The 19,381-nt window shown below is 68.6% G+C and carries 16 protein-coding genes and 1 other RNA gene; 1 reads left to right on the forward strand and 16 read right to left on the reverse strand.

All coding sequences use genetic code 11. The features are described 5' to 3' along the window. Nucleotides 1-47 precede the first annotated feature (47 nt). From ftsZ to rnpB, 16 genes are all read right to left on the reverse strand, one after another. A complete protein-coding gene (gene ftsZ / locus LV475_RS02405) occupies nt 48-1,205 on the reverse strand; it encodes a cell division protein FtsZ (protein WP_231505758.1) in 1,158 nt (385 codons plus the stop codon). A gap of 46 nt (nt 1,206-1,251) precedes the next feature. Beyond that, nucleotides 1,252-2,496: a cell division protein FtsA gene (ftsA, locus tag LV475_RS02410; RefSeq protein ID WP_156574716.1), complete on the reverse strand. Its 1,245-nt coding sequence runs from the start codon at nt 2,494-2,496 to the stop codon at nt 1,252-1,254. 64 nt (nt 2,497-2,560) lie between these two features. Beyond that, on the reverse strand, nt 2,561-3,376 hold the full coding sequence (locus LV475_RS02415) for a cell division protein FtsQ/DivIB (protein WP_250105703.1): 816 nt from the start codon (nt 3,374-3,376) through the stop codon (nt 2,561-2,563). Next, nucleotides 3,376-4,368 (reverse strand): D-alanine--D-alanine ligase, encoded by a 993-nt coding sequence (locus LV475_RS02420; RefSeq protein WP_136866373.1) that lies wholly within the window; start codon nt 4,366-4,368, stop codon nt 3,376-3,378. Before LV475_RS02420 ends, LV475_RS02415 begins: the two co-directional genes overlap by 1 nt. Continuing rightward, a complete protein-coding gene (murC, locus tag LV475_RS02425) occupies nt 4,365-5,801 on the reverse strand; it encodes a UDP-N-acetylmuramate--L-alanine ligase (protein ID WP_247709472.1) in 1,437 nt (478 codons plus the stop codon). The genes LV475_RS02420 and murC overlap by 4 nt, the downstream gene beginning before the upstream one ends. After that, nucleotides 5,801-6,931 (reverse strand): undecaprenyldiphospho-muramoylpentapeptide beta-N-acetylglucosaminyltransferase, encoded by a 1,131-nt coding sequence (murG, locus tag LV475_RS02430; protein WP_136866374.1) that lies wholly within the window; start codon nt 6,929-6,931, stop codon nt 5,801-5,803. The genes murC and murG overlap by 1 nt, the downstream gene beginning before the upstream one ends. Beyond that, nucleotides 6,928-8,184 carry a putative lipid II flippase FtsW gene (gene ftsW, locus LV475_RS02435; protein ID WP_136866375.1) on the reverse strand — a complete coding sequence of 419 codons (1,257 nt, stop codon included), beginning with the start codon at nt 8,182-8,184 and terminating at the stop codon, nt 6,928-6,930. Before ftsW ends, murG begins: the two co-directional genes overlap by 4 nt. Continuing rightward, on the reverse strand, nt 8,181-9,647 hold the full coding sequence (murD, locus tag LV475_RS02440) for a UDP-N-acetylmuramoyl-L-alanine--D-glutamate ligase (protein WP_136866376.1): 1,467 nt from the start codon (nt 9,645-9,647) through the stop codon (nt 8,181-8,183). The genes ftsW and murD overlap by 4 nt, the downstream gene beginning before the upstream one ends. Then, on the reverse strand, nt 9,647-10,729 hold the full coding sequence (gene mraY, locus LV475_RS02445) for a phospho-N-acetylmuramoyl-pentapeptide-transferase (protein WP_136866377.1): 1,083 nt from the start codon (nt 10,727-10,729) through the stop codon (nt 9,647-9,649). The genes murD and mraY overlap by 1 nt, the downstream gene beginning before the upstream one ends. Then, the gene (locus LV475_RS02450) at nt 10,710-12,164 is read right to left on the reverse strand and encodes a UDP-N-acetylmuramoyl-tripeptide--D-alanyl-D-alanine ligase (protein WP_250105704.1); all 1,455 of its coding nucleotides are present in this window, start codon (nt 12,162-12,164) and stop codon (nt 10,710-10,712) included. The genes mraY and LV475_RS02450 overlap by 20 nt, the downstream gene beginning before the upstream one ends. Continuing rightward, nucleotides 12,161-13,678 (reverse strand): UDP-N-acetylmuramoyl-L-alanyl-D-glutamate--2,6-diaminopimelate ligase, encoded by a 1,518-nt coding sequence (locus LV475_RS02455; protein ID WP_136866379.1) that lies wholly within the window; start codon nt 13,676-13,678, stop codon nt 12,161-12,163. The genes LV475_RS02450 and LV475_RS02455 overlap by 4 nt, the downstream gene beginning before the upstream one ends. Before the next feature lies 1 nt (nt 13,679). Further along, nucleotides 13,680-15,461: a peptidoglycan D,D-transpeptidase FtsI family protein gene (locus LV475_RS02460; protein WP_156574733.1), complete on the reverse strand. Its 1,782-nt coding sequence runs from the start codon at nt 15,459-15,461 to the stop codon at nt 13,680-13,682. Continuing rightward, the gene (ftsL, locus tag LV475_RS02465; RefSeq protein WP_136866382.1) at nt 15,458-15,718 is read right to left on the reverse strand and encodes a cell division protein FtsL; all 261 of its coding nucleotides are present in this window, start codon (nt 15,716-15,718) and stop codon (nt 15,458-15,460) included. Before ftsL ends, LV475_RS02460 begins: the two co-directional genes overlap by 4 nt. Further along, nucleotides 15,715-16,638: a 16S rRNA (cytosine(1402)-N(4))-methyltransferase RsmH gene (gene rsmH / locus LV475_RS02470; protein WP_250105705.1), complete on the reverse strand. Its 924-nt coding sequence runs from the start codon at nt 16,636-16,638 to the stop codon at nt 15,715-15,717. The genes ftsL and rsmH overlap by 4 nt, the downstream gene beginning before the upstream one ends. Further along, nucleotides 16,635-17,087 carry a division/cell wall cluster transcriptional repressor MraZ gene (mraZ, locus tag LV475_RS02475; RefSeq protein WP_156574738.1) on the reverse strand — a complete coding sequence of 151 codons (453 nt, stop codon included), beginning with the start codon at nt 17,085-17,087 and terminating at the stop codon, nt 16,635-16,637. The genes rsmH and mraZ overlap by 4 nt, the downstream gene beginning before the upstream one ends. A 354-nt stretch (nt 17,088-17,441) precedes the next feature. Then, nucleotides 17,442-17,798: RNase P RNA component class A (gene rnpB / locus LV475_RS02480), an RNA gene on the reverse strand. 131 nt (nt 17,799-17,929) lie between these two features. On the opposite strand from rnpB, the gene LV475_RS02485 reads away from it, so the two are divergent. Further along, nucleotides 17,930-19,102, forward strand: coding sequence for a hypothetical protein (locus LV475_RS02485; protein WP_250105706.1), 1,173 nt, complete (start codon nt 17,930-17,932; stop codon nt 19,100-19,102). Nucleotides 19,103-19,381 lie beyond the last annotated feature (279 nt).

Raw genomic sequence — 19,381 nt, forward strand, 5'->3', positions numbered from 1 at the left:
GGTTTGCCTCGCGAGTGTTGCCCCGGCGATCAGCCGGGGGCCGTCATTCAGTCCGCCTGGTGGCGCAGGAACGACGGGATGTCGATGGTGTCGAGGTTGATCGCGGTGTTGCCGCGATGCGCGGTGCCGGCGTAGGCCTGCTGGGCCTCGGCGCGCGGCTGCTCGCTCGACTCGGTCGATTCCTCGCGGCGGGCGTTGTCGATCACCACGCGCGGCTTGCTCGACTCGGCGTTGACGTTCTTGATCCGCGACAAGCCGGTGGCCACCAGGGTGACGCGCAGCTGGCCGTCGAGCTCGTCGTCGACTGCCGTGCCCACCTTGACCACGGCCTCGTCGCCGGCCAGGCCCTGGACCATCTCGCCGATCTCCATGAACTCGCCGATCGAGAGATCGCCGTTGGAGGTGACGTTGACCAGGATGCCCTCGGCACCGGTGAGGTTGATGTCGTCGAGCAGCGGGCTGTGGATGGCCGCCTCGGCCGCCTCGGCGGCGCGGTTGTCGCCGGTGCCGATGCCGGTGCCCATCATCGCGGTGCCCTTCTCGGTCATGATCGCGCGCACGTCGGCGAAGTCGAGGTTGATCTCGCCCGGACGGGTGATCAGCTCGGAGATGCCGGCCACGGCGGTGAACAGCACCTCGTTGGCGGCGGCGAAGGCGTCACGCAGGGCGGCCTGCTTGCCCATCACCGCGGTGAGCTGGTCGTTCGGGATAACGATCAGCGAGTCGACGTTGTCCTCCAGTTCCTGGATGCCCTCCATGGCCACGGCGGTGCGCTTCTTGCCCTCGAAGGAGAACGGCCGGGTGACGACCGCCACGGTCAGGATGTTCATGTCGCGCGCGATCTGCGCGATCACCGGGGCCGCCCCCGTGCCGGTGCCGCCGCCCATGCCGGTGGTGATGAACAGCATGTTGGCATCACTGATCGCTTCCTGGATCTGCTCGCGGTCCTCGAGCGCGGCCTGGCGGCCCAGCTCCGGGTCGGCACCGGCGCCCAGGCCCTTGGTGATGTTCGCGCCGATCTGCAGCTGCGAGGGCGCGTTGCTCTTTACCAGCGCCTGGGCGTCGGTATTGGCGCTGATGTACTCGATCCCCTCGATGTGCTGCTGAACCATGTGGGCCACGGCGTTACCACCGCCGCCCCCAACGCCGATGACCTTGATCTTGGCGCTTTCGGTCTGCATTTCAGCCATTGTCCAGTTGCTCATGGTGTCGTCTCCTTCTCTCGCGTGGCGTTCGTATGAATCGTGTGAATCAGAAGTGGTCACGGAACCAGCCCTTCAGGCGTTCCAGAACATTTCCATGGGCCGTTGCCGGTCCATGGGCCGTTTGTTCGCGGGCCTGTTCCAGCCCGTGCAGCATCAAGCCAATCCCGGCCGCGTTTGCCGGGTCCCCCAAGGCATCGAGATTGCCGACCACCCCCTGGGGCGTGCCCAGGCGGGCCGGCATCTGCAGAAAGTCTTCGGCCAACTCGACGAAGCCCGGCATCTGCGCCGTGCCGCCGGTCAACACCACGCCGGCATTGACCAGGTTCTGGTAGCCCGACTGGCGGATCTCCTCCTGCACGTAGGAGAGGAGCTCCTCGACCCGCGGGCGGACGATGCGCATCATCGTCTCCTGCGGGATGCGCCGCGGCGGGCGGCCCGAGACGCCCGGCACTTCGATTGCACGCGAGGCCTCGCGGTCGTCCAGCGTCCCTAAGTTGGCGTGGTTGATCTTGATCTTCTCGGCCTCCGCCGGCGGCGTGGTCAGGCCGTAGGAGAGGTCGTTGGTGATCTGCTCGCCGGCAATCGGCAGGACCGCGGCGTAGCGCAACGCCCCGCCGGTGTAGATCGCGACATCGGTGGTGCCGCCGCCGATATCGATCAGCACCACCCCGAGCTCGCGCTCGTCGTCGTTGAGCACGGCGCGGGCCGCGGCGATCGGCTCGAGGATGGTGCCCTCGACGTGGACGTCACAGCGCTCGACGCACTTGATCACGTTCTGCACGTTGTTGGCCGCCGAGGTGACGATGTGGACGTTCGCCTCGAGGCGATGGCCACTCATGCCCTGCGGCTTGCGGATGCCGTCCTGGCCGTCGATGCGGAATTCCTGCGGCTCGCAGTGCAGGATCTGCTGGCCGTCGGGGATCTTGACCGCGCGCGCCGACTGGATGACCTGACTGACGTCGGCGTCGGTGATCTCGCGCCCCCCGGTGCCGGTCATGCCCTGCGAGTCCATGCTGCGCACGTGATCGCCGGCCACGCCCACCCAGGCCGAGCCGATCTCGCAGTCCGACAGGGCGCTCGCCCCGTCGATCGCCCGGCGGATGGCCATCGAGGTGGATTCGATATCGACCACCGAGCCACGCCGCAGACCCTTGTTGGTCGGATGCGAGCCGTAGCCGATCAGGCTCAGTCGCCCGTCGCCGTCGCATTCGCCAACGAGGGCCGCCACCTTGCTGGTGCCGATGTCGAGTCCGACAACGAACTCCCGCTCCCCTTTTCTCAACGCGCTCATGCTGTGTTTCTGCCCTTGATTGCCATGGTTTCCGAACTGTCCTGGCTCCGGAACATCCCTGCTGTCAGTCTTCGTCGTTTGTTGTCTTGTCGGTCGTTTCGCTGTCCGTCTCGCGCCAGGCCACGGCAAAGCCGTTGCTGTAGCGCAGATCGATGCGTTCGACCCGGTCCATCTTTCCGGCCAGCGTGTCCGGGTAGACGTCCAGCAGCCGCTGCAGGCGCGCCTCCAGTGACTCCTGCCCGGTGTGAATCACCGCCCCGGAGGCGAGCGCGAGACTCAGCGAGCCGCGCGGGCTCATGGTCACGCCGGAAAGCTCCAGTCCGACCGTGGCCAGTACCGGCTTCAAGCTGGTGTAGCGCTCCCAGACCGTCCATTGACTGCCGGTCGGCCCGGCCAGCCGGGGGAGGCTCAGATCGACCGGTCGTCGCTCCGGGGCGAACACCGCGCCCGAGGCGCTCAGCAACCGGTCGCCGTTCCAGGCGGCGATCGGCTGATGCGTCTCGAGGCTCACCAGCAGGCGATCCGGCCACTGGCGCGTGATGCGCACCTCGGTAAGCCAGCCATCGGCCAGCAGGCGCTCGCGCATCGCGGCGATGTCGACCGACCAGATGCCCTGCCCGAGCGCGGGCCAGAGTTCCTGCTGCACCCGCTCGGCGGTGACGAAGCGGTTCTCCCCCTCGACCACCAGGCCCGCGACCGGCGATTGCAACTTGAGCCAGACCCGCTGCGAGACCAGTGCCACCGCAGCGACAAAGGCTAGCCACAGGCCGATTCGCCACGCCCAGCGCAGCGCCACCCGCAGCCCGGACACGAACGCCGTCCAGCGCTCGTGCCAGCTCGGCCCACGTGGCCGGACCCGGGAGGCTCGTCGCGTTGCCATCAATGCGCTCCATCAGCCGACTCACCTCCCGTGAACGCCCCGACCAGGTGGGCCCGGTTATCAAGGGTCTGCTCGAGAATGGCGAGGCACAGCTCGGGAAAGTCCATGCCCACCGCGCGGGCGGCCATGGGCACCAGCGAATGGCTGGTCATCCCGGGCACCGTGTTCACCTCGATCAGCCAGTGACGCCCCTCGGCGTCACGCATGAAATCCACTCGGCCCCAGCCGCGCGCACCGATCAGGGCGAATGCCCGACGCGCCGCCGCGGCCAGCCGGGCCTCTTCCGCCTCGGCGAGACCGCAGGGGATCCGGTAGCCGGTGTCCTCGGCCTCGTACTTGGCCTGGTAGTCGTAGAAGGCGTGCTCGGCACTCGCCTCGATCCGGATCGCCGGCAGGCTCCGCTCGCCGAGGATCGCCACGGTGTATTCGCCGCCGTTGACGAACTGCTCGACCATCACCTCCCCAAAGGCGGCCGCCTCGCGGAATGCAGTCTCGATGCCGTCCGCGTCGTCGACCTTGCTCACGCCCACGCTCGAGCCATCGGCGGTGGGCTTGACGATCACCGGCCAGCCCAGTCGTCCGGCCGCCTCGCGCGCCGCGGCCAGATCGCCGACCACCGCGAAGGCGGGGGTATCGAGCCCCGCGCCCTGCCAGATGCGCTTGCACATCACCTTGTCCATGCCGATCGCCGAGGCGGCCATACCGCTGCCCGTGTAGGGCACCTCGGCCAGCTCGAGCAATGCCTGGACCTGGCCGTCCTCGCCGCCGCGGCCATGCAGGGCGATGAAGACCCGGTCGATGCGCTCGTCGATCAGTCGCTGGCCGAGCCCGCGGGCACCGGCCTGGTCGAGGTCGATGGCGATCGCGTCCACGCCGCGCGAGACCAGCGCCTCGTGGACCGCCCGGCCGCTAGCGAGGGAGACCTCGCGCTCGGCCGACCAGCCGCCCATCAGCACCATCACGCGGCCCAGGTTGTCTGTGCGATCGCTCATGACCGATCCCCCCAGCGTTCCAGCAGCAGCCCCGGCAGACTGCCGACGTTCCCCGCACCGAGGGTCAGCACGATGCCGTCTTCCCGGACCATGTCGTCGATCACCTCGGCCACCTGCGCCGGCTCGGCAACGAACACCGGATCGACCTGGCCGCGGGCACGGATCGCGCGGGCGAGACTGCGCCCGTCGGCCCCGGCGATCGGCTGCTGCCCGGCCGCGTAGACCTCCATCAGGATCAGCTGGTCGACCTGCGAGAGCACCTCGACGAAGTCCTCGAACAGGTCGCGGGTGCGGGTGTAGCGATGCGGCTGGAAGATCAGGAGCAGCGGCTCGTCCGGCCAGGCATCGCGCACCGCCGCCAGGGTCGCGGCGACCTCGCGCGGGTGGTGGCCGTAGTCGTCCAGCAGCATGCGCCGACCGTTGGGGAAGGCGAGCGTGCCGCGACGCTCGAGCCGGCGCCCCACGCCCTTGAAGTTCGCCAGCGCCCGGACGATCGCCTCGCCCTCGACGCCGAGATCGTGCGCCACGGTGATCGCCGCCAGGGCGTTGAGGATGTTGTGCCGCCCCGGCATCGCCAGGCGGCAGTGCCAGGACTCGCCGCCCGGCAGACTGACGTTGAAGCTCGACTCGAAGCCATCGCTGTGGATATCGGTGGCGCGCACGTCGGCCGGCGCATCGATGCCGTAGGTCAGCACCTGGCGACCGACCCGCTCGACGATGCTCATGGCGTGATCGTCGTCGGCGCAGAGCACCGCCAGTCCGTAGAACGGCAGGTTGTGCAGGAACTCGACGAAGTGATCGAGCAACCGCGAGAAGTCGTTGTCGTAGGTCTCGAGGTGGTCGGCGTCGATATTGGTGACCACCGCCACGTGCGGCTGCAAGTGCAGGAAGGAGGCATCCGACTCGTCGGCCTCGGCGATCAGGTACTCGCCCCGACCCAGGCGCGCGTTCGAGGCACTTGAGAGCAGCTTGCCGCCGATGACGTAGGTCGGGTCGAGGCCCGCCTCGGCCATGATCGCGGCCAGCAGCGAGGTGGTGGTGGTCTTGCCGTGGGTGCCGGCGACCGCCAGCCCGATGCGAAACCGCATGATCTCGGCGAGCATCTCGGCGCGACGCACCACCGGCATGCGCCGCTCGTTGGCCGCCACCAGCTCGGGGTTGTCCGCACTGATCGCGGTGGAGACCACCAGCACGTCGGCCCCGGCGAGGTTCTCGGCGGCGTGACCGATGAACACCTCGATGCCCAGCTCGCGCAGGTGGCGCACCGCCGGCGATTCGTTCATGTCCGAACCGGAAACCACGAAGCCCAGCGTGTGCAGCACCTCGGCGATACCGCTCATGCCCGCCCCGCCGATACCGACGAAGTGCAGGTGGCGCACCTTGCGCATGCGCACCTGGGCGACCGGGGCAAAATCGGCTGTCACTGCGTCCATTACCGGCCCTCCCCGGATTGGTTGTCTGGAGTCTTGCCCGCGACCACGTCCTCGCAGATCGCCGCGATCCGCGCGGTGCTGTCGGGTACGGCCACCTCGCGGGCACGTGTCGCCATGTCGAGCAAGGCGGCACGATCGGCCAACAGCGGGCCGAGCAGGCGAGCCAGGGTGTCGACGTCGGCCTCGCGCTGGTTGAGGAGCCGGGCTGCACCCTGATCCACCAGCCAGGCGGCGTTGAATCGTTGGTGATCGTCGACGGCGTGCGGGAACGGGATGAAAAGCGCACCGATACCCGCCGCCGCGATCTCGGCGACGGTCATGGCCCCGGCCCGGGCGATGACGAAGTCCGCCCAGCCGAAGGCCTCGGCCATGTCGTCGATGTAACCGGCCACCTCGTGGCGGCTGCCGACGCCCCAGTCGGCCATCTCGTAATGGCGACGCGCCGTCTCCAGGTGGCGGGGGCCGGCCTGGTGACGAACGACCAGATCGGCTTGCTGGCTGATCCGTGCCAGGGCCTGGGGCACCGACTCGTTGAGCGCCTGGGCGCCCAGGCTGCCGCCGAGTACCAGCACGCGCACCGGGCCGTCGTGATCCTTGAAGCGGCTGCCCGGCGCCGCTAGGGCCGCGATCTCGGCACGCACCGGGTTGCCCACTATCTGGCCTGACGGCAGTGCCTTGCCGAAGGCTCTCGGGTAGGCGGCCAGCGTCACGCGGGCCAGCCGGGACAGCACCCGGTTGGTCAGCCCGGCAACCGCGTTCTGTTCGTGGATCACCAGCGGACGGCGCAGCAACCAGGCCGCAAGCCCGCCCGGGCCGGCGGCAAAGCCGCCCATGCCGATCACCAGCGCGGGCCGGTGGCGACGCAGGAGTCGGCCGGCCTGCCAGACGGCATGCAGCAGCCGGAACGGCGCGGCCAGCCGGGTGGACAGGCCCTTGCCACGCAGGCCACCGATGGCGAGGTAGTCGATCGGGTAGCCGGCCTCCGGGACCAGACGGGACTCGATGCCGCGCTCGGTGCCCATCCAGCGGATGGTGTAGCCGCGCTCGGCCAGCATGCCGGCCACTGCCAGTGCCGGTAACACGTGCCCGCCGGTGCCACCGGCCATGACGTAGATCACCGCGCGGCTCATCGGGTCACCTCCCGCACGTCCTCGATGCCGGCCTCGGCCATCGCCCGGCTGGCCTCGTGATGCACGCGCAGGATCAATCCCATGGCGAGCAGCGTCGCGACCATCGCCGACCCGCCGTAGCTGATCAGCGGCAAGGTCAGTCCCTTGGTGGGCAGGAGCCCCATGTTCACGCCCATGTTGATCAGGGTCTGCATGCCCACCCAGGTGCTGATGCCCCAGGCCAGCGCCGCACCGGTGTAGTGCTTCACCGCCCAGGCCATCCGCGCGATCACGAACCCGCGCCAGACCAGCACCCCGTAGAGCCCCAACAAGGCGATGACGCCGAACAGGCCGAACTCCTCGGCGTAGACGGCGAAGATGAAATCGGTATGCGCCTCGGGCAGGTAGGCGAGCTTCTGCACGCTCTCACCCAGCCCGCGACCGAACAGGCCGCCGGTGCCGATGGCGATCAGGGCGTTGACCAGCTGGTAGCCGTCGCCGAACGGATCGGCAAACGGGTTGGAGAACGACAGCAAGCGGTCGACCCGGTACTGGGCCGAGAACACGCCGACGATGGCCAACGCGCCGCCGGCGGCGATCAGCATCAGCATCGTCTGCAACTGGGCACGCATCAGCCAGGCCATGGCGAACAGCGTCGCGCCGAGCACTACGGTATTGCCGTAGTCCGGTTGGAGCAGCAGCAGGGTCGAGGCCAGCATGATCACGGCAACGGGCGCGCCCATGCCGCGGATGCGCGTCTGCACCTTGTCCAGGTGCACGCCGAGATAGGCGGCCATCCAGACGATCATGCCCAGGCGGGCGAACTCGCTGGCCTGCAGCCGGACGAAACCCAGATCGATCCAGCGCGTCGCGCCGTTGACGGTGTGCGCCACGCCGGGGATGAACAGCACGGCCAGCAACAGCAGCGATGCCAACAGGATCAGGTTCCGGAGCGCGACGAAATGACGCAGCGGCATCATCATCAGCACCACCATCGCGACCAGTCCGACGCCCACCGCACCCGACTGGCGAATCAGCAGACCACGGCCGGCCGCGCCGGAATCGCCCATGCCGAGCGTGGCCGAGGCGACCATCACCAGGCCGATCGACAGCAGGGCCAACAGGGCAATCAGGAACGACCGATCCACGGAAACGCCGCTGGTGACGTCCGCCGCCGCATCGATCGGGCGGCGGTCAGCCAGCCATTGCAGTCCCTGCTGGCCGGCCCGGCCGACCCACTGCCATCCGCGGCTGTTGAGTTGCCACAGGCTCATGAGGCCACCTCCGCCGATACCGGCGCGGCGACGTCGGCCGCGTCGCAGACCGTCTCCGCGGCCCGCGCGAATTGCTCGCCGCGATCGGCGTAGCCACGGAACTGGTCGAAGCTCGCGCAGGCCGGCGACAGCAGCACGACCACCTCGCGACCGGCCGAGACCCGCGCCGCTGCCAGCTCGGCCGACCAGCGCACGGCCTGCTCCAGCGAATCGCAGCGCGCCGTGGCCGGGGCGTTGCCGGGGCAGGCGTCCAGCGCCGCCTCGATCCGGTCGGCATCCTCGCCGATCAACGCCACACCGAGGGCATGGGTCTTCAGGGCCCGGGCCAGTTCATCGAAGGACTGTCCCTTGGCCTGGCCACCGACGATGACGACCTGACCGGCGATGCCGGCGGCAGCCAGCCCGTCGATCGCGGCGATGGCCGCCCCGACGTTGGTCGCCTTGGAATCGTTGATGAATCGAACCTCGCCGCCGTCGACCGGCCAGCGGCAGACCACCTGCATGCGGTGCGGCAATCCGGTGAAATGCGCGAGGGCTTTCCGCAGGGCCGGCCGATCCAGCGCGGCCCGGCCGACGACAGCCTCGACCAGCGCCAGGGCGGCCAACGCGTTGAGCCGGTTGTGCGCGCCCGGCAGGGCCAACTCGTCGCCGCGGACCAGCACCTGGTCATCGCGGCAGAGCGATTCACCGTCGACATCGAGGTAATAGCGATGCTCGCCGGTCAAGGCCGGGTTCTCGTCGCTGGCGGAGAAGGTCACCAGCCGGCCGTGACAATCGGCAGCCATGGCCCGCACCCGGGCATCGTCGAGATTGATCACGGCCGTCTCGGCGTGGACCAGGATCTTTTGTTTGAGGGCGGCGTAGGCCTGGATCGACCCGTGGCGGTCGAGGTGATCGGCACTGACGTTGAGCACGGTCGCGGCGCGAGCTCGGATGGCGGCCGGCTCGCAGGCCTCGAGCTGGAAGCTCGACACCTCGAGCACCAGCACGTCGACCGGATCGGCCAGCAAGTCCAGTGCCGGGGTGCCGTAATTGCCGCCGATGCCCACGCGTTGGCCCGCGGCCGTCAGCAGTTCGGCTGTCAGGGCCGTGACCGTGCTCTTGCCGTTCGAGCCGGTGATCAGCACGTAGGGCACGGTGGCCTCCCGCAGCGCGACGGCGATGTCGCTTTCCACCGCGATGCCGCGGCGAGCCGCCTCGGCCAGCAGGCCGGCAACCGGTTCGGCGGCCGGATCGATCCCCGGGCTGAGCACGATGCCGTCGAGGCCACGCAGCGCCTCGGCATCGAGCAGGCCGGCACCGAGCTCGCCCTCGACGACGGTGCCCGGACCGAACGACTCGATCCAGCGCGCCCGCGGGGCGTTCGCACCGCGGGTGTCGGCGGCGACGAACGGCTCACCGCGACGGGCGAAGAAGCGCCCCGCGGAGAATCCAGTCTGTCCCATGCCGACAATCAGTTTCATCAGCGCACCTTCATCGTTGCCAGACCGATCAGCACCAGGATCACGGTGATGATCCAGAAGCGGACGATCACCTTCGGCTCGGGCCAGCCCTTGAGCTCGAAGTGATGGTGGATCGGCGCCATGCGGAAGATCCGACGGCCGGTGAGCTTGAAGGAGGCGACCTGCAGCATCACGGAGACGGTCTCGAGCACGAAGATGCCGCCCATGATGAACAGCACGATCTCCTGGCGGACCATCACGGCGACGATGCCCAGCGCCGCGCCCAGCGCCAGCGCGCCGACATCCCCCATGAACACCTGCGCGGGATAGCTGTTGAACCAGAGAAAGCCGAGCCCTGCCCCGACGATCGCCGCGCAGAAGACCACCAGCTCGCCCACCCCGGCGATGAACGGCAACCCGAGGTAGTTGGCGAACTCGTAGTGCCCGGTCACGTAGGCAAACGCGCCCAGCCCGCCGGCGACCAGCACGGTCGGCATGATCGCCAGGCCGTCGAGACCGTCGGTGAGGTTAACCGCGTTCGAACTGCCCACCACGACGAAGTAGGTCAGAATCACGAAGCCGAAACCCAGCGGGATCAGGGCGTCCTTGACCAGCGGGATCAGGAGGCTGGTCTCGGCCGGGCTCTCGGCGATGGTGAACAGGAAGACGGCGGCGAGCAGCGCGATCACCGACTGGCCGAGGTACTTCCAGCGCGCAGCCAGGCCGTCGCTGTTGCGTCGCGAGAGCTTCAGGTAGTCGTCCCAGCCGCCGATCAGGCCAAAGCCCATGGTGGTCAGCAGCGCGACCCAGACGTAGACGTTGCCGAGGTTGCCCCACAGCAGCATCGAGATCGCGATCGAAATGAGGATCAGCGCCCCGCCCATGGTCGGCGTACCCGCCTTGGCCAGGTGGGTCTGCGGGCCCAGTTCGCGGATCGGCTGGCCGGCCTTGACGCTCTGCAGCCAGCGAATGACGAACGGACCGATCGCCAACGAGATCAGCAACGCCGTGGCCACGCCCAGCATGGCGCGGAACGTGAGGTATTCGAATACGCCGAAGAAGCTGGCGTATTGGGTGAGCCATTCAGTCAGCCAGAGCAGCATCTCGCCCTCTCCCTGTCGATTCGTTGCCGGTCCCCGGCGCGATGCCGATCTCCCGTTCGAGGTCCTCGCGGACCCGCTCGATGTGCATGAAGCGCGACCCTTTGAGCAACACGGTCACCGGCGCCTCATCGGTGGCGGCCAGTCGCTTTCGTAGCGCGGCGGTTGCCGACCCACTGTCCTCGACCACGTCGATCCGGGTGTCGAGACCACCGGCGGCCTGGAAGCCCGCGGCGAGCGCCGCGGCCCCCGGACCGACCGCGATCAGACCGCGGAGTTCCTGACCCGCGGCGAATTCGCCCAGCTGACGGTGCAGGGCCTCGGACTCGTCGCCGAGCTCGCCCATGCTGCCGAGGACGGCAAATCGCGCCCCCGGCCGGCCGGCCAGATAACGCAGGGCGGCGCGCATCGATTCGGGGTTGGCGTTGTAGCTGTCGTCGATCAGCGACCAGCCGTTGGCCAACGCCACCAGCCCCATGCGGCCCGCCGGCGCCCGGAAACCCGCCAGACCGGCGTTGATCGCCTCCACCGAGGCGCCGGCGAGCCGCGCCAGGCCGATGGCGGCCAGCAGGTTGACGGCGTTGTGTGCCCCGGGAATCGGCACAGGGAGCCGCTCGAACAGCGGCTGACCGCGCTCGGTCACCGACAGTTGATGGCCCGACTCGTCGTACTCCCCGAGCCAGGTCGCCCATTCGCGATGGCGGTCATCGAGGGTGAAGGTGTCGGCGTTCGGGGCGGCCTTCAGCCATTGGTCGGCGCCGTTGGAATCCAGGTTGATCAGCGCCCGGGCCGAGGCGGGGCGATGGCGGTAGATCTCGCCCTTGGCCTCGATGATCCGCTCGACCGACCCGAACTCGCCCACGTGGGCGCGCCCGGCCATGGTGACCACCACGATGTCCGGGGCGGCCAGTTCGGTCAGGCGGGCAATCTCGCCAACATGGTTCGCCCCCATCTCGACCACCGCGAACTGCGTTTCGGGGGCCCAGTCGAGCAGGGTCAGCGGCACGCCGATGTCGTTGTTGAGGTTGCCGCGGGTCGCGGCGGTGGGGCCGATCTGGCCCAGCATCGCCGCCAGCAATTCCTTCACGGTGGTCTTGCCGCTGCTGCCGGTAATGCCGATCACGGTCGGGTCGACCGCCTCGCGCCAGCGCCGGGCCAGCCGTCCCAATGCCGCGAGCCCATCGTCGACGATCAGCTGCGGCAAATCGCAATCGGCGATCTCGCGTTCGACCAGCGCGGCGACGGCGCCCTGCTCGCGTGCCTGGTCGAGGAAGTCATGGGCATCGAAGTTCGGCCCCTTGAGGGCAACGAACAACCGACCGGTGAGATCGGCGCGCGTGTCGGTGCCCACCCCGGCAATCGGCAGGGCCCCGTCGGCGGTCTCGGCCAACCGCGCCTCGGCCCAACGAGCGATTTGATCGAGCGTGGCCCGGATCATGCCGCCACCTCCCGGGCCTGCTCGCGCACCACCAGCCGGTCGTCGAACGGCCGAACCTCGTCGCCGATCTCCTGTCCGGTCTCGTGCCCCTTGCCGGCCACCAACAGGCAGTCGCCGGGGGCACCGTCGGCAAGCCGGCGGATACCGGCGGCAATGGCCTCGCGGCGATCCACCACCCGTTCGACCGCCTCGGGGGCGCGCATACCGGCGACGATCGCCTCGATGATCGCCTCGGGCGATTCGCTGCGCGGGTTGTCGCTGGTCACGATCACCCAGTCGGCCAGCCGTTCGGCCACCTCGCCCATCAGCGGGCGTTTGCCGGCATCCCGGTCGCCGCCGCAGCCGAACACCACGCCCAGCCGGGCGCCTTTCGGCAACCCGTCGCGCAGGCTGGCGAGCACGGTTTCCAGGGCATCGCTGGTGTGGGCGTAGTCGACCACGGCAGTCATGCCGCAGCCGACCGTGAAGGTCTCCATGCGCCCGGGCGGGGTCTTGAGTCGACCGACACGCCGCGCGAGGGCGTCCAGGGTCTCGCCCACCACCAGCCGGGCGGCCAGGGCCGCCAGCAGGTTCTCGGCGTTGAAGCGTCCGGCCATCGCGGCCTCGAGTTCGGCTCGCTCGCCCGGGCCGCTCACCGACAGGCGCATCCGGCCGGCCTCCGGCGCCTCGAGTCGACCGTTCAGGCAAGGCTGGCAGTCCGCCAGCGCGGCCGATGCGCCCAGCGAGAAGCAAAGCGTCCGGGGGGCATCCTCCTGGGCGGCGAGGGTCTCGAGCATCCGACGGGTTGCCGACTGGTCCGCGTTGAGCACGGCCTGGCGCACACTCGGCAGGGCGAACAGACGGGCCTTGGCACCCAGATAGGCCTCGATGTCGCCGTGGTAATCGAAGTGGTCGCGACCGAGGTTGGTGAACACCGCGGTGCGAATCGGCAGGCCCTCGACCCGTCCCTGGGTCAGGGCATGCGAGGAGACCTCCATGACGATCTCTCGCGCGCCCTCGCGGACCAGCTCGCCGATCAGACGCCAGTTCTCGATCAGCCCGGGGGTGGTGTTGGTGGTCGACTGGTACTCGACCCGCGGTGACCACAGCCCCCAGCCCAGCGTGCCGATCACGCCCACCGGTTCGCCGTCGAGGCCGATCAGCCCGGCGATCAGGTGAGTGACGGTGGTCTTGCCGTTGGTCCCGGTCACGGCGGTAATCGAGACCGCCTCGTGCCCCCAACCGTTGGCCTGGATGATCAGATCGGCGATCGCCTCCTCGGGGCGGTCGAGCAGCATCACGCCCTCGGCCGGGGACAGACCGGCACCGATCACGCCGGCGGCCCCGCGCGCCAGGGCGTCCGCCACGAAGCGGTCGGCGTCATGCGACTGGGTTTCGCGGGCATAGAACAGCGTGCCGGCGTCCAGGTCGCGGCTGTCGTCGCTGATCGCCCGGACCTGTCGGTCCGGGGCGCCGGCATGCCGAAGCGCGGCGATTTCTCTCAGGCCGATCTCGGGAAAGGTCACGCGCGCCATGTCAGCCGGCCTCCCTGGATCGAGTGGACTCGGCCACTGCCGGGGCCACCGCCGGCGGCCGGTCGCCGGCGATCTGCCCGGCGGGCAGTTCCGGCAGGTTGTCCGGTCGGATGTTGAGCATCCGCAATGCCCCGCTCATCACCCGTTGGAAGACGGGCGCGGCGACGTCGCCGGCGTAGACCTTGCCGGCATTGGGGCGATGCAGGACGACGACCAGCGCCAGGCGCGGATCGCTTGCCGGGGCGACGCCGGCGAACACGGTGTTGTAATCGGTGCGCGAGTAGCCGCCCTTGCCGAGGCGCCGCACGGTGCCCGTCTTGCCGGCGACCTGGAAGCCGGTCACGGACGCCTTGGGCGCGGTGCCGGTCGGCGAAACCACCGAACGCAACATGCCGACCACGCGATCGGCCACCTCGGGCTCGAATACCGCGCGGGTATCGGGGGGACCGTCCTGGCGCAACAGGCTGGGAGCGACGTATTGCCCGCCGTTGGCCAGTGCCACGTAGGCGGTCGCCAGCTGCAGCGGCGTGACCGCCAGCCCGTAGCCGTAGCTATGCGCGGCGGTATCCGCCACGCGCCAGTCGCGCCACAGGCTCAAGGAACCGGAGGCCTCGCCGGGGAAGCCCACCCCGGTCACCTGGCCGAAGCCCAGCCCCCGGTAGGTGTTCCAGATGACCTGGGCGCCGAGATCCTCGGCCAGCATGCTGGCGCCGACGTTGCTGGACTTCTCCAGCAGGCCGGTCATGTCCAGCGTGCCGTAATTGCGGTGGTCATGAATGGTGAAGCCGCCCACGCGGCGGTAGCCGGGGGCGGTGTCGAGGGTGTCGGAGGGTTTCCATCGGCCGCTGGCCAGCGCGGTGGCCACGGTGAAGGGCTTGACCGCCGATCCGGGCTCGAACTGGTCGACCACGGCGTGGTTGCGGGTGACGCTGGGATCGATGGAGGCGCGGTTGTTCGGGTTGAACGATGGCGCGCTGGCCATGGCGAGCACCTCGCCGGTCGCGACGTTCATCAGCGTCGCCGACCCGGCCAGGGCGTCGTGTTCCTCGACCGCGCGCGCGAGTTCCCGGTAGGCGAGGTACTGCAGGCGGCGGTCGATCGACAGCGCCAGGTCCTGTCCCGGCCGGGCGGACTGGATGACACCGAGGTCGGCGATCTCGCGGCCATCTCCGTCCTTGAGGATGCGGCGCTTGCCCGGGGTGCCGGCCAGCAGTTCATCGAAACTCAGCTCGATGCCGGCCAGGCCCTCGTCGTCGATATTGGCAAAGCCCAGCAGCGGCGCGGTGACGTCGGCGGTCGGATAGAAGCGCTTGTATTCACGCTTGAGGCCCACGCCCGGCAGCTTGGCCGCGCGCACCGCCTCGGCAAGGCTCGGGCGGACCTGGCGCGCGACGTAAAGGAAACGGCGCGAGCCGTATTCGCGCACCCGCCGCTGCAGCTCGGCGGCCGGTTGATCGAGGATGGTCGCCAGTCGATTGACGGCATCCGGATGGGCGCCGATCACCTTCGGGTCGATCCAGATCGCGTGCATAGCCACGCTGATCGCCAGCGGCTCGCCGTGACGATCGGTGATCATGCCGCGATGCGCGGCGATCGTCTGGACGCGCTGATGACGATCGCCACCCTGCTCGGCGTAGAAATCCCGCTCGGTGACCTGCAACTGCACCGCCCGCCCGAGCAGCACCACGGCCGCGGCCGCGAACACCATCAGCACGACGCCCGCGCGCCAGCGTACGCCCAGCCAGGAGGCCCAGCGGGTGATGAATGCCCAGGCCGCCCTCATCGGAACACCACCGTGATCTGGTCTTCGGCCGGCGGCAGCATGCCGAGCTCCTCGGTCGCGATCCGCTCGATCCGACCCTGCGCGGTCAGCGTGCCCTCCTCGAGCTGCAATTCGGCGTAGGTGCCCTCGAGACGCTCAATGCCGTCACGGGCCACGGCAAGCTCCTGGGTCAGCCGGCGATCCTCGGCCACCAGCATCACCACCGCGAGCGCGCTCGCGACCACCAGCATCAGCAGAAGAAAGTTGACCGCCCTCATGCCGCACGCTCCGCGACCCGCATGATCGCGCTGCGCGCCCGCGGGTTCCTGGCGGTTTCCTCGCGGCCGGCGCGGATGGCCTTGCCGATCTTCTTCAACGCCACCGCGCCGACCGGGTTGCCGAAGAAGTCCTTGCCGGCGGTGCTGTGATCGCGGATGAACCGCTTGACGATCCGATCCTCCAGCGAATGGAAGCTGATCACGACCAGGCGACCACCCGGCGCCAGATGCTCGAGCGCCTGCTCCAGTGCCTGGGTGATCTCGTCGAGTTCCTTGTTGATATAGAGCCGGATGGCCTGGAAGGTGCGAGTGGCCGGATGCTTGTTGGGATCGCGCTTCGGAATGGCCGCGACGACACAGTCGACCAGTTCGTTCGTCCGGGTCAGCGGGGCCTGCTCGCGGCGGGCGACGATGCTCGCGGCAATCCGGCGGGCGAAACGCTCCTCGCCAAGCCGGAACAGCACGTCGCGGATCTCCTCTTCCTCGGCGACCGCCAGCCAGTCGGCCGCCGACGGCCCGTGACTCTGGTCCATCCGCATGTCCAATGGTCCATCGAAACGGAACGAGAAACCCCGCTCGGCCTGGTCGAGCTGCGGCGAGGAGACGCCCAGGTCGAACATCACCCCGTTTACCGGCTCGTCGATTCCGTGCGCGGCCAGGGCCTCGCCCCAGCCCGAGAAGGCCGACCGGATGAACGAAAAGCGCGGGTCCTCGTCGGCCAGCCGGCTGGCGTGCTCGGCCGCCTCGGCATCGCGATCGAAGCCCACCAGGCGCCCCTGGGCCGACAGCTTGGCCAGGATCGCCCGGCTATGGCCGCCGCGACCGAAGGTGCCGTCCACGTAGGTGCCCGCCGGGTCGGTGACCAGGCAGTCGACCGCCTCGTCGCGCAGCACGGTGTCGTGGCTGGCATCGACCGTCATAGCGACAGGGTCTCCAGGGCCGTGGGCAATTGGTCGTCCTCGTCCGACTGATCGAGGAATTCTTCGGTCATCTGACTCCACAGCGGCTGCGACCAGAGCTCGAGCTTCTTGCCCTGCCCGACCAGCACGGCCGGCTTTTCCAGCTTCGCGTGGGCGCGCAGCGCGGGAGGGATGACGATGCGACCGGCGGAGTCGAATTCCACCTGGGTGGCATGACCGATCAGCATGCGCTTGATGCGATTGGCGGTCTTGTTGAACGACGGCAGGGCGTCGATCTGCTTTTCGATCTCGAGCCAGGTCGCCAGCGGGTAGATAAGGAGGCAGTGCTCCTGGGTATCGATGGTGAGGATCAGTTGGTTGTCATCCTGGGCAAACGCCTCCCGGTGACGCGTGGGCATGGCCAGACGTCCTTTGGCGTCGAGATTCAGGTTGGTGATGCCCCGGAACACTTTTTCCCACTTTTTCCCACTTTTCTACACCTGCGCGCACTATAGCCCCACCCAACAGGGCGATCAAGCAAATGGCGGGATTTTTCTTTTGACCACAAGGAGTTAGCCGACAAAGAAACAGAAAACGGGACCCTGTTTTCAGATAAAAACAGAGGGTTACCACGCATAGATAACAAAGCGCACGAGGATGCGCGGGGCCGCATTCGGGCCGCACGGGAATGCCGGTGGGGGAAAGTGGGAGAAAAATCGGGCACGGAAGGACGTCGGGGGGCGAGCGTTCCTGCCGTGACGCCTGGGCGGCGATCCGCCGCGTCGGCCGACGGAAACGGATCGTTCCGCCGGCAGCACGAAATGGGGTGGAGTCGGCCGGTAAGCCGGGTTCTGTCGTGGATTGCCATTCATCTGGGCGCGACGTCACCGTCGCGCTCGAGCAGCCTACCCGGGAACAGCGCGGGCCACGCCATCGTTCCCCTATTTGGCCTTGCTCCCGGTGGGGTTTACCGTGCCACGACGTGTTACCACGCGTGCGGTGCGCTCTTACCGCACCCTTTCACCCTTACCTGTACCACCTTGCGGTGGCCATCGGCGGTCTACTCTCTGCTGCACTTTCCGTCGACTCGCGCCGCCCAGGCGTTACCTGGCACCGTGCCCTATGGAGCCCGGACTTTCCTCGACGTCCGCTAGGGACGCCGCGACAATCTAGCCAACTCCGGCGGCGGAGTATAAAGAAACCGCAGGCGGTGTCGAGGCGAGCGTGATTTGAAGCCCGTCATCCGCGGGGGACTCGGGTAGACTTCGAACGCCTCACTCGTTCCAATCACACTCTTGCCTCGAGCCCGACCATGCCCGAATCGCTCCCCGCTCCCCTCGACACCCTGCGCAGCCAGATGACCGATCCCGCCGCCAGCGCCGTGGACTGCGACCAAGCCGCCGGCGTGATCGACTGGTTCTACGACCAGGCCTGGCAGGCCGACCGCCTCGAACGCGAGCAAATGCCCTGGCTGCTCGACTGGATGCGCCGCTGCCACGACCCGCGCCGCTTCGAGATCGGCGACGGTCTTGCCGTGACGTTGATCGGCGAAGGGCGGCTCGAGGAGGCCGCCGCGCTCGCCCAGAGCCTGCTGGCCGAGGCCTGGGACCCGGGACTGACCCATACCCTGGCGCTGGCCCTGGCCGCGCGGGGCGAGGTAGCCGAGGCGATCGACCGCCTGAGCGAGCTCGTCAATCACCCCGAGTTTGCCGCGCTGCCGCCCGAGATCGCCACCCAGGTGCACCTGGATCTGGCCACGCTTCTGCGCCGTCAGGGCAGCCTGTTCAAGGCCGTTCGACCCCTGACTGACGCGGTGGAAACCGCCGCGCGCTGCGACGAGCCGGCCTGGCTCGAGCAGGCGGCCGAGATGCTGATCGAGCAATTGGTCGAACAGGGCGGTGCCGAGGAGGCGGTCGAGATCCTCTGCCCCCATCTGGACGACAACCGCCTCGGGTTGTGGCGGCGGGTGCTCGACGGGCTCGGCGGCCACCTGGACCCCGCGATGCGCGAGCGTGGCCTGGCCCTGATGGTCGAGGCAGGCGACTATCGCACCGTGCTCAACCGACTCGTCGACCAGGTCGGCGATGACCCGCAACGCCTACGACTCGCGTTCACCGCCGCGCTGGCATTGCGAGCACCCGCCGAGGTGACCTGCCCGCTGGCCGCCCGACTGCTGGCCAGCGACGCCGCCCGCCAGGAGGAAGGCGCGCCGCTGATCGCCGCCGCGTCGGTGGCCGTCGCCGAAACCCAGGAAGAAAAAAGCCACTCGCAGGCCAAGTGGCACCGGGATGGCGTGGTGCAGTTAATCAGTGTGGCAAAGCACCACGGCATCCTGGAAGGGGAAATCCGCGAATGGGCGGAAAAGGAAGGGCTTTATCACGAACACGGCGTGATCGACCGCGCCGCGCGACACTGCCTGGAGAAAATCGACAAGCCACCCGAATGGCTCGTCAAACATCTTGGGCAGGAAGGCCGAGGCAATTAAGGAAACTCTGCACGATTTTATGGCACCTCTGGCTCGCGGGTTTGTTCGCAATCGAGGCGCCGAACCGAAGACGGGCTCATTGCCCGTCGAGGGACGGCAACGACGAGTGCGCGCAAACCCGCAAGCCCCATCCGGGCGGACCTCCAAGGGCCCCATCTGCGGCGTTGCAGCCCTAGTAAAGGGCCCACGGCCCTTCACGGCGGACTGCGCCTTGCATCTGGGCCCTTGGAGGTCCCGCAGAGACGTCATCAAATCGTGCAGAGTTTCCTTAAAAAAAGG

The sequence above is a fragment of the Guyparkeria hydrothermalis genome (genome assembly GCF_023555375.1).
In the GTDB taxonomy this organism is placed as follows: domain Bacteria; phylum Pseudomonadota; class Gammaproteobacteria; order Halothiobacillales; family Halothiobacillaceae; genus Guyparkeria; species Guyparkeria hydrothermalis.

Coding starts and splice junctions, on each gene's coding strand:
- ftsZ (WP_231505758.1), bottom strand. CDS start 1,205: ATGAGCAACTGGACAATGGCTGAAATGCAGACCGAAAGCGCCAAGATC.
- ftsA (WP_156574716.1), bottom strand. CDS start 2,496: ATGAGCGCGTTGAGAAAAGGGGAGCGGGAGTTCGTTGTCGGACTCGAC.
- LV475_RS02415 (WP_250105703.1), bottom strand. CDS start 3,376: ATGGCAACGCGACGAGCCTCCCGGGTCCGGCCACGTGGGCCGAGCTGG.
- LV475_RS02420 (WP_136866373.1), bottom strand. CDS start 4,368: ATGAGCGATCGCACAGACAACCTGGGCCGCGTGATGGTGCTGATGGGC.
- murC (WP_247709472.1), bottom strand. CDS start 5,801: ATGGACGCAGTGACAGCCGATTTTGCCCCGGTCGCCCAGGTGCGCATG.
- murG (WP_136866374.1), bottom strand. CDS start 6,931: ATGAGCCGCGCGGTGATCTACGTCATGGCCGGTGGCACCGGCGGGCAC.
- ftsW (WP_136866375.1), bottom strand. CDS start 8,184: ATGAGCCTGTGGCAACTCAACAGCCGCGGATGGCAGTGGGTCGGCCGG.
- murD (WP_136866376.1), bottom strand. CDS start 9,647: ATGAAACTGATTGTCGGCATGGGACAGACTGGATTCTCCGCGGGGCGC.
- mraY (WP_136866377.1), bottom strand. CDS start 10,729: ATGCTGCTCTGGCTGACTGAATGGCTCACCCAATACGCCAGCTTCTTC.
- LV475_RS02450 (WP_250105704.1), bottom strand. CDS start 12,164: ATGATCCGGGCCACGCTCGATCAAATCGCTCGTTGGGCCGAGGCGCGG.
- LV475_RS02455 (WP_136866379.1), bottom strand. CDS start 13,678: ATGGCGCGCGTGACCTTTCCCGAGATCGGCCTGAGAGAAATCGCCGCG.
- LV475_RS02460 (WP_156574733.1), bottom strand. CDS start 15,461: ATGAGGGCGGCCTGGGCATTCATCACCCGCTGGGCCTCCTGGCTGGGC.
- ftsL (WP_136866382.1), bottom strand. CDS start 15,718: ATGAGGGCGGTCAACTTTCTTCTGCTGATGCTGGTGGTCGCGAGCGCG.
- rsmH (WP_250105705.1), bottom strand. CDS start 16,638: ATGACGGTCGATGCCAGCCACGACACCGTGCTGCGCGACGAGGCGGTC.
- LV475_RS02485 (WP_250105706.1), top strand. CDS start 17,930: ATGCCCGAATCGCTCCCCGCTCCCCTCGACACCCTGCGCAGCCAGATG.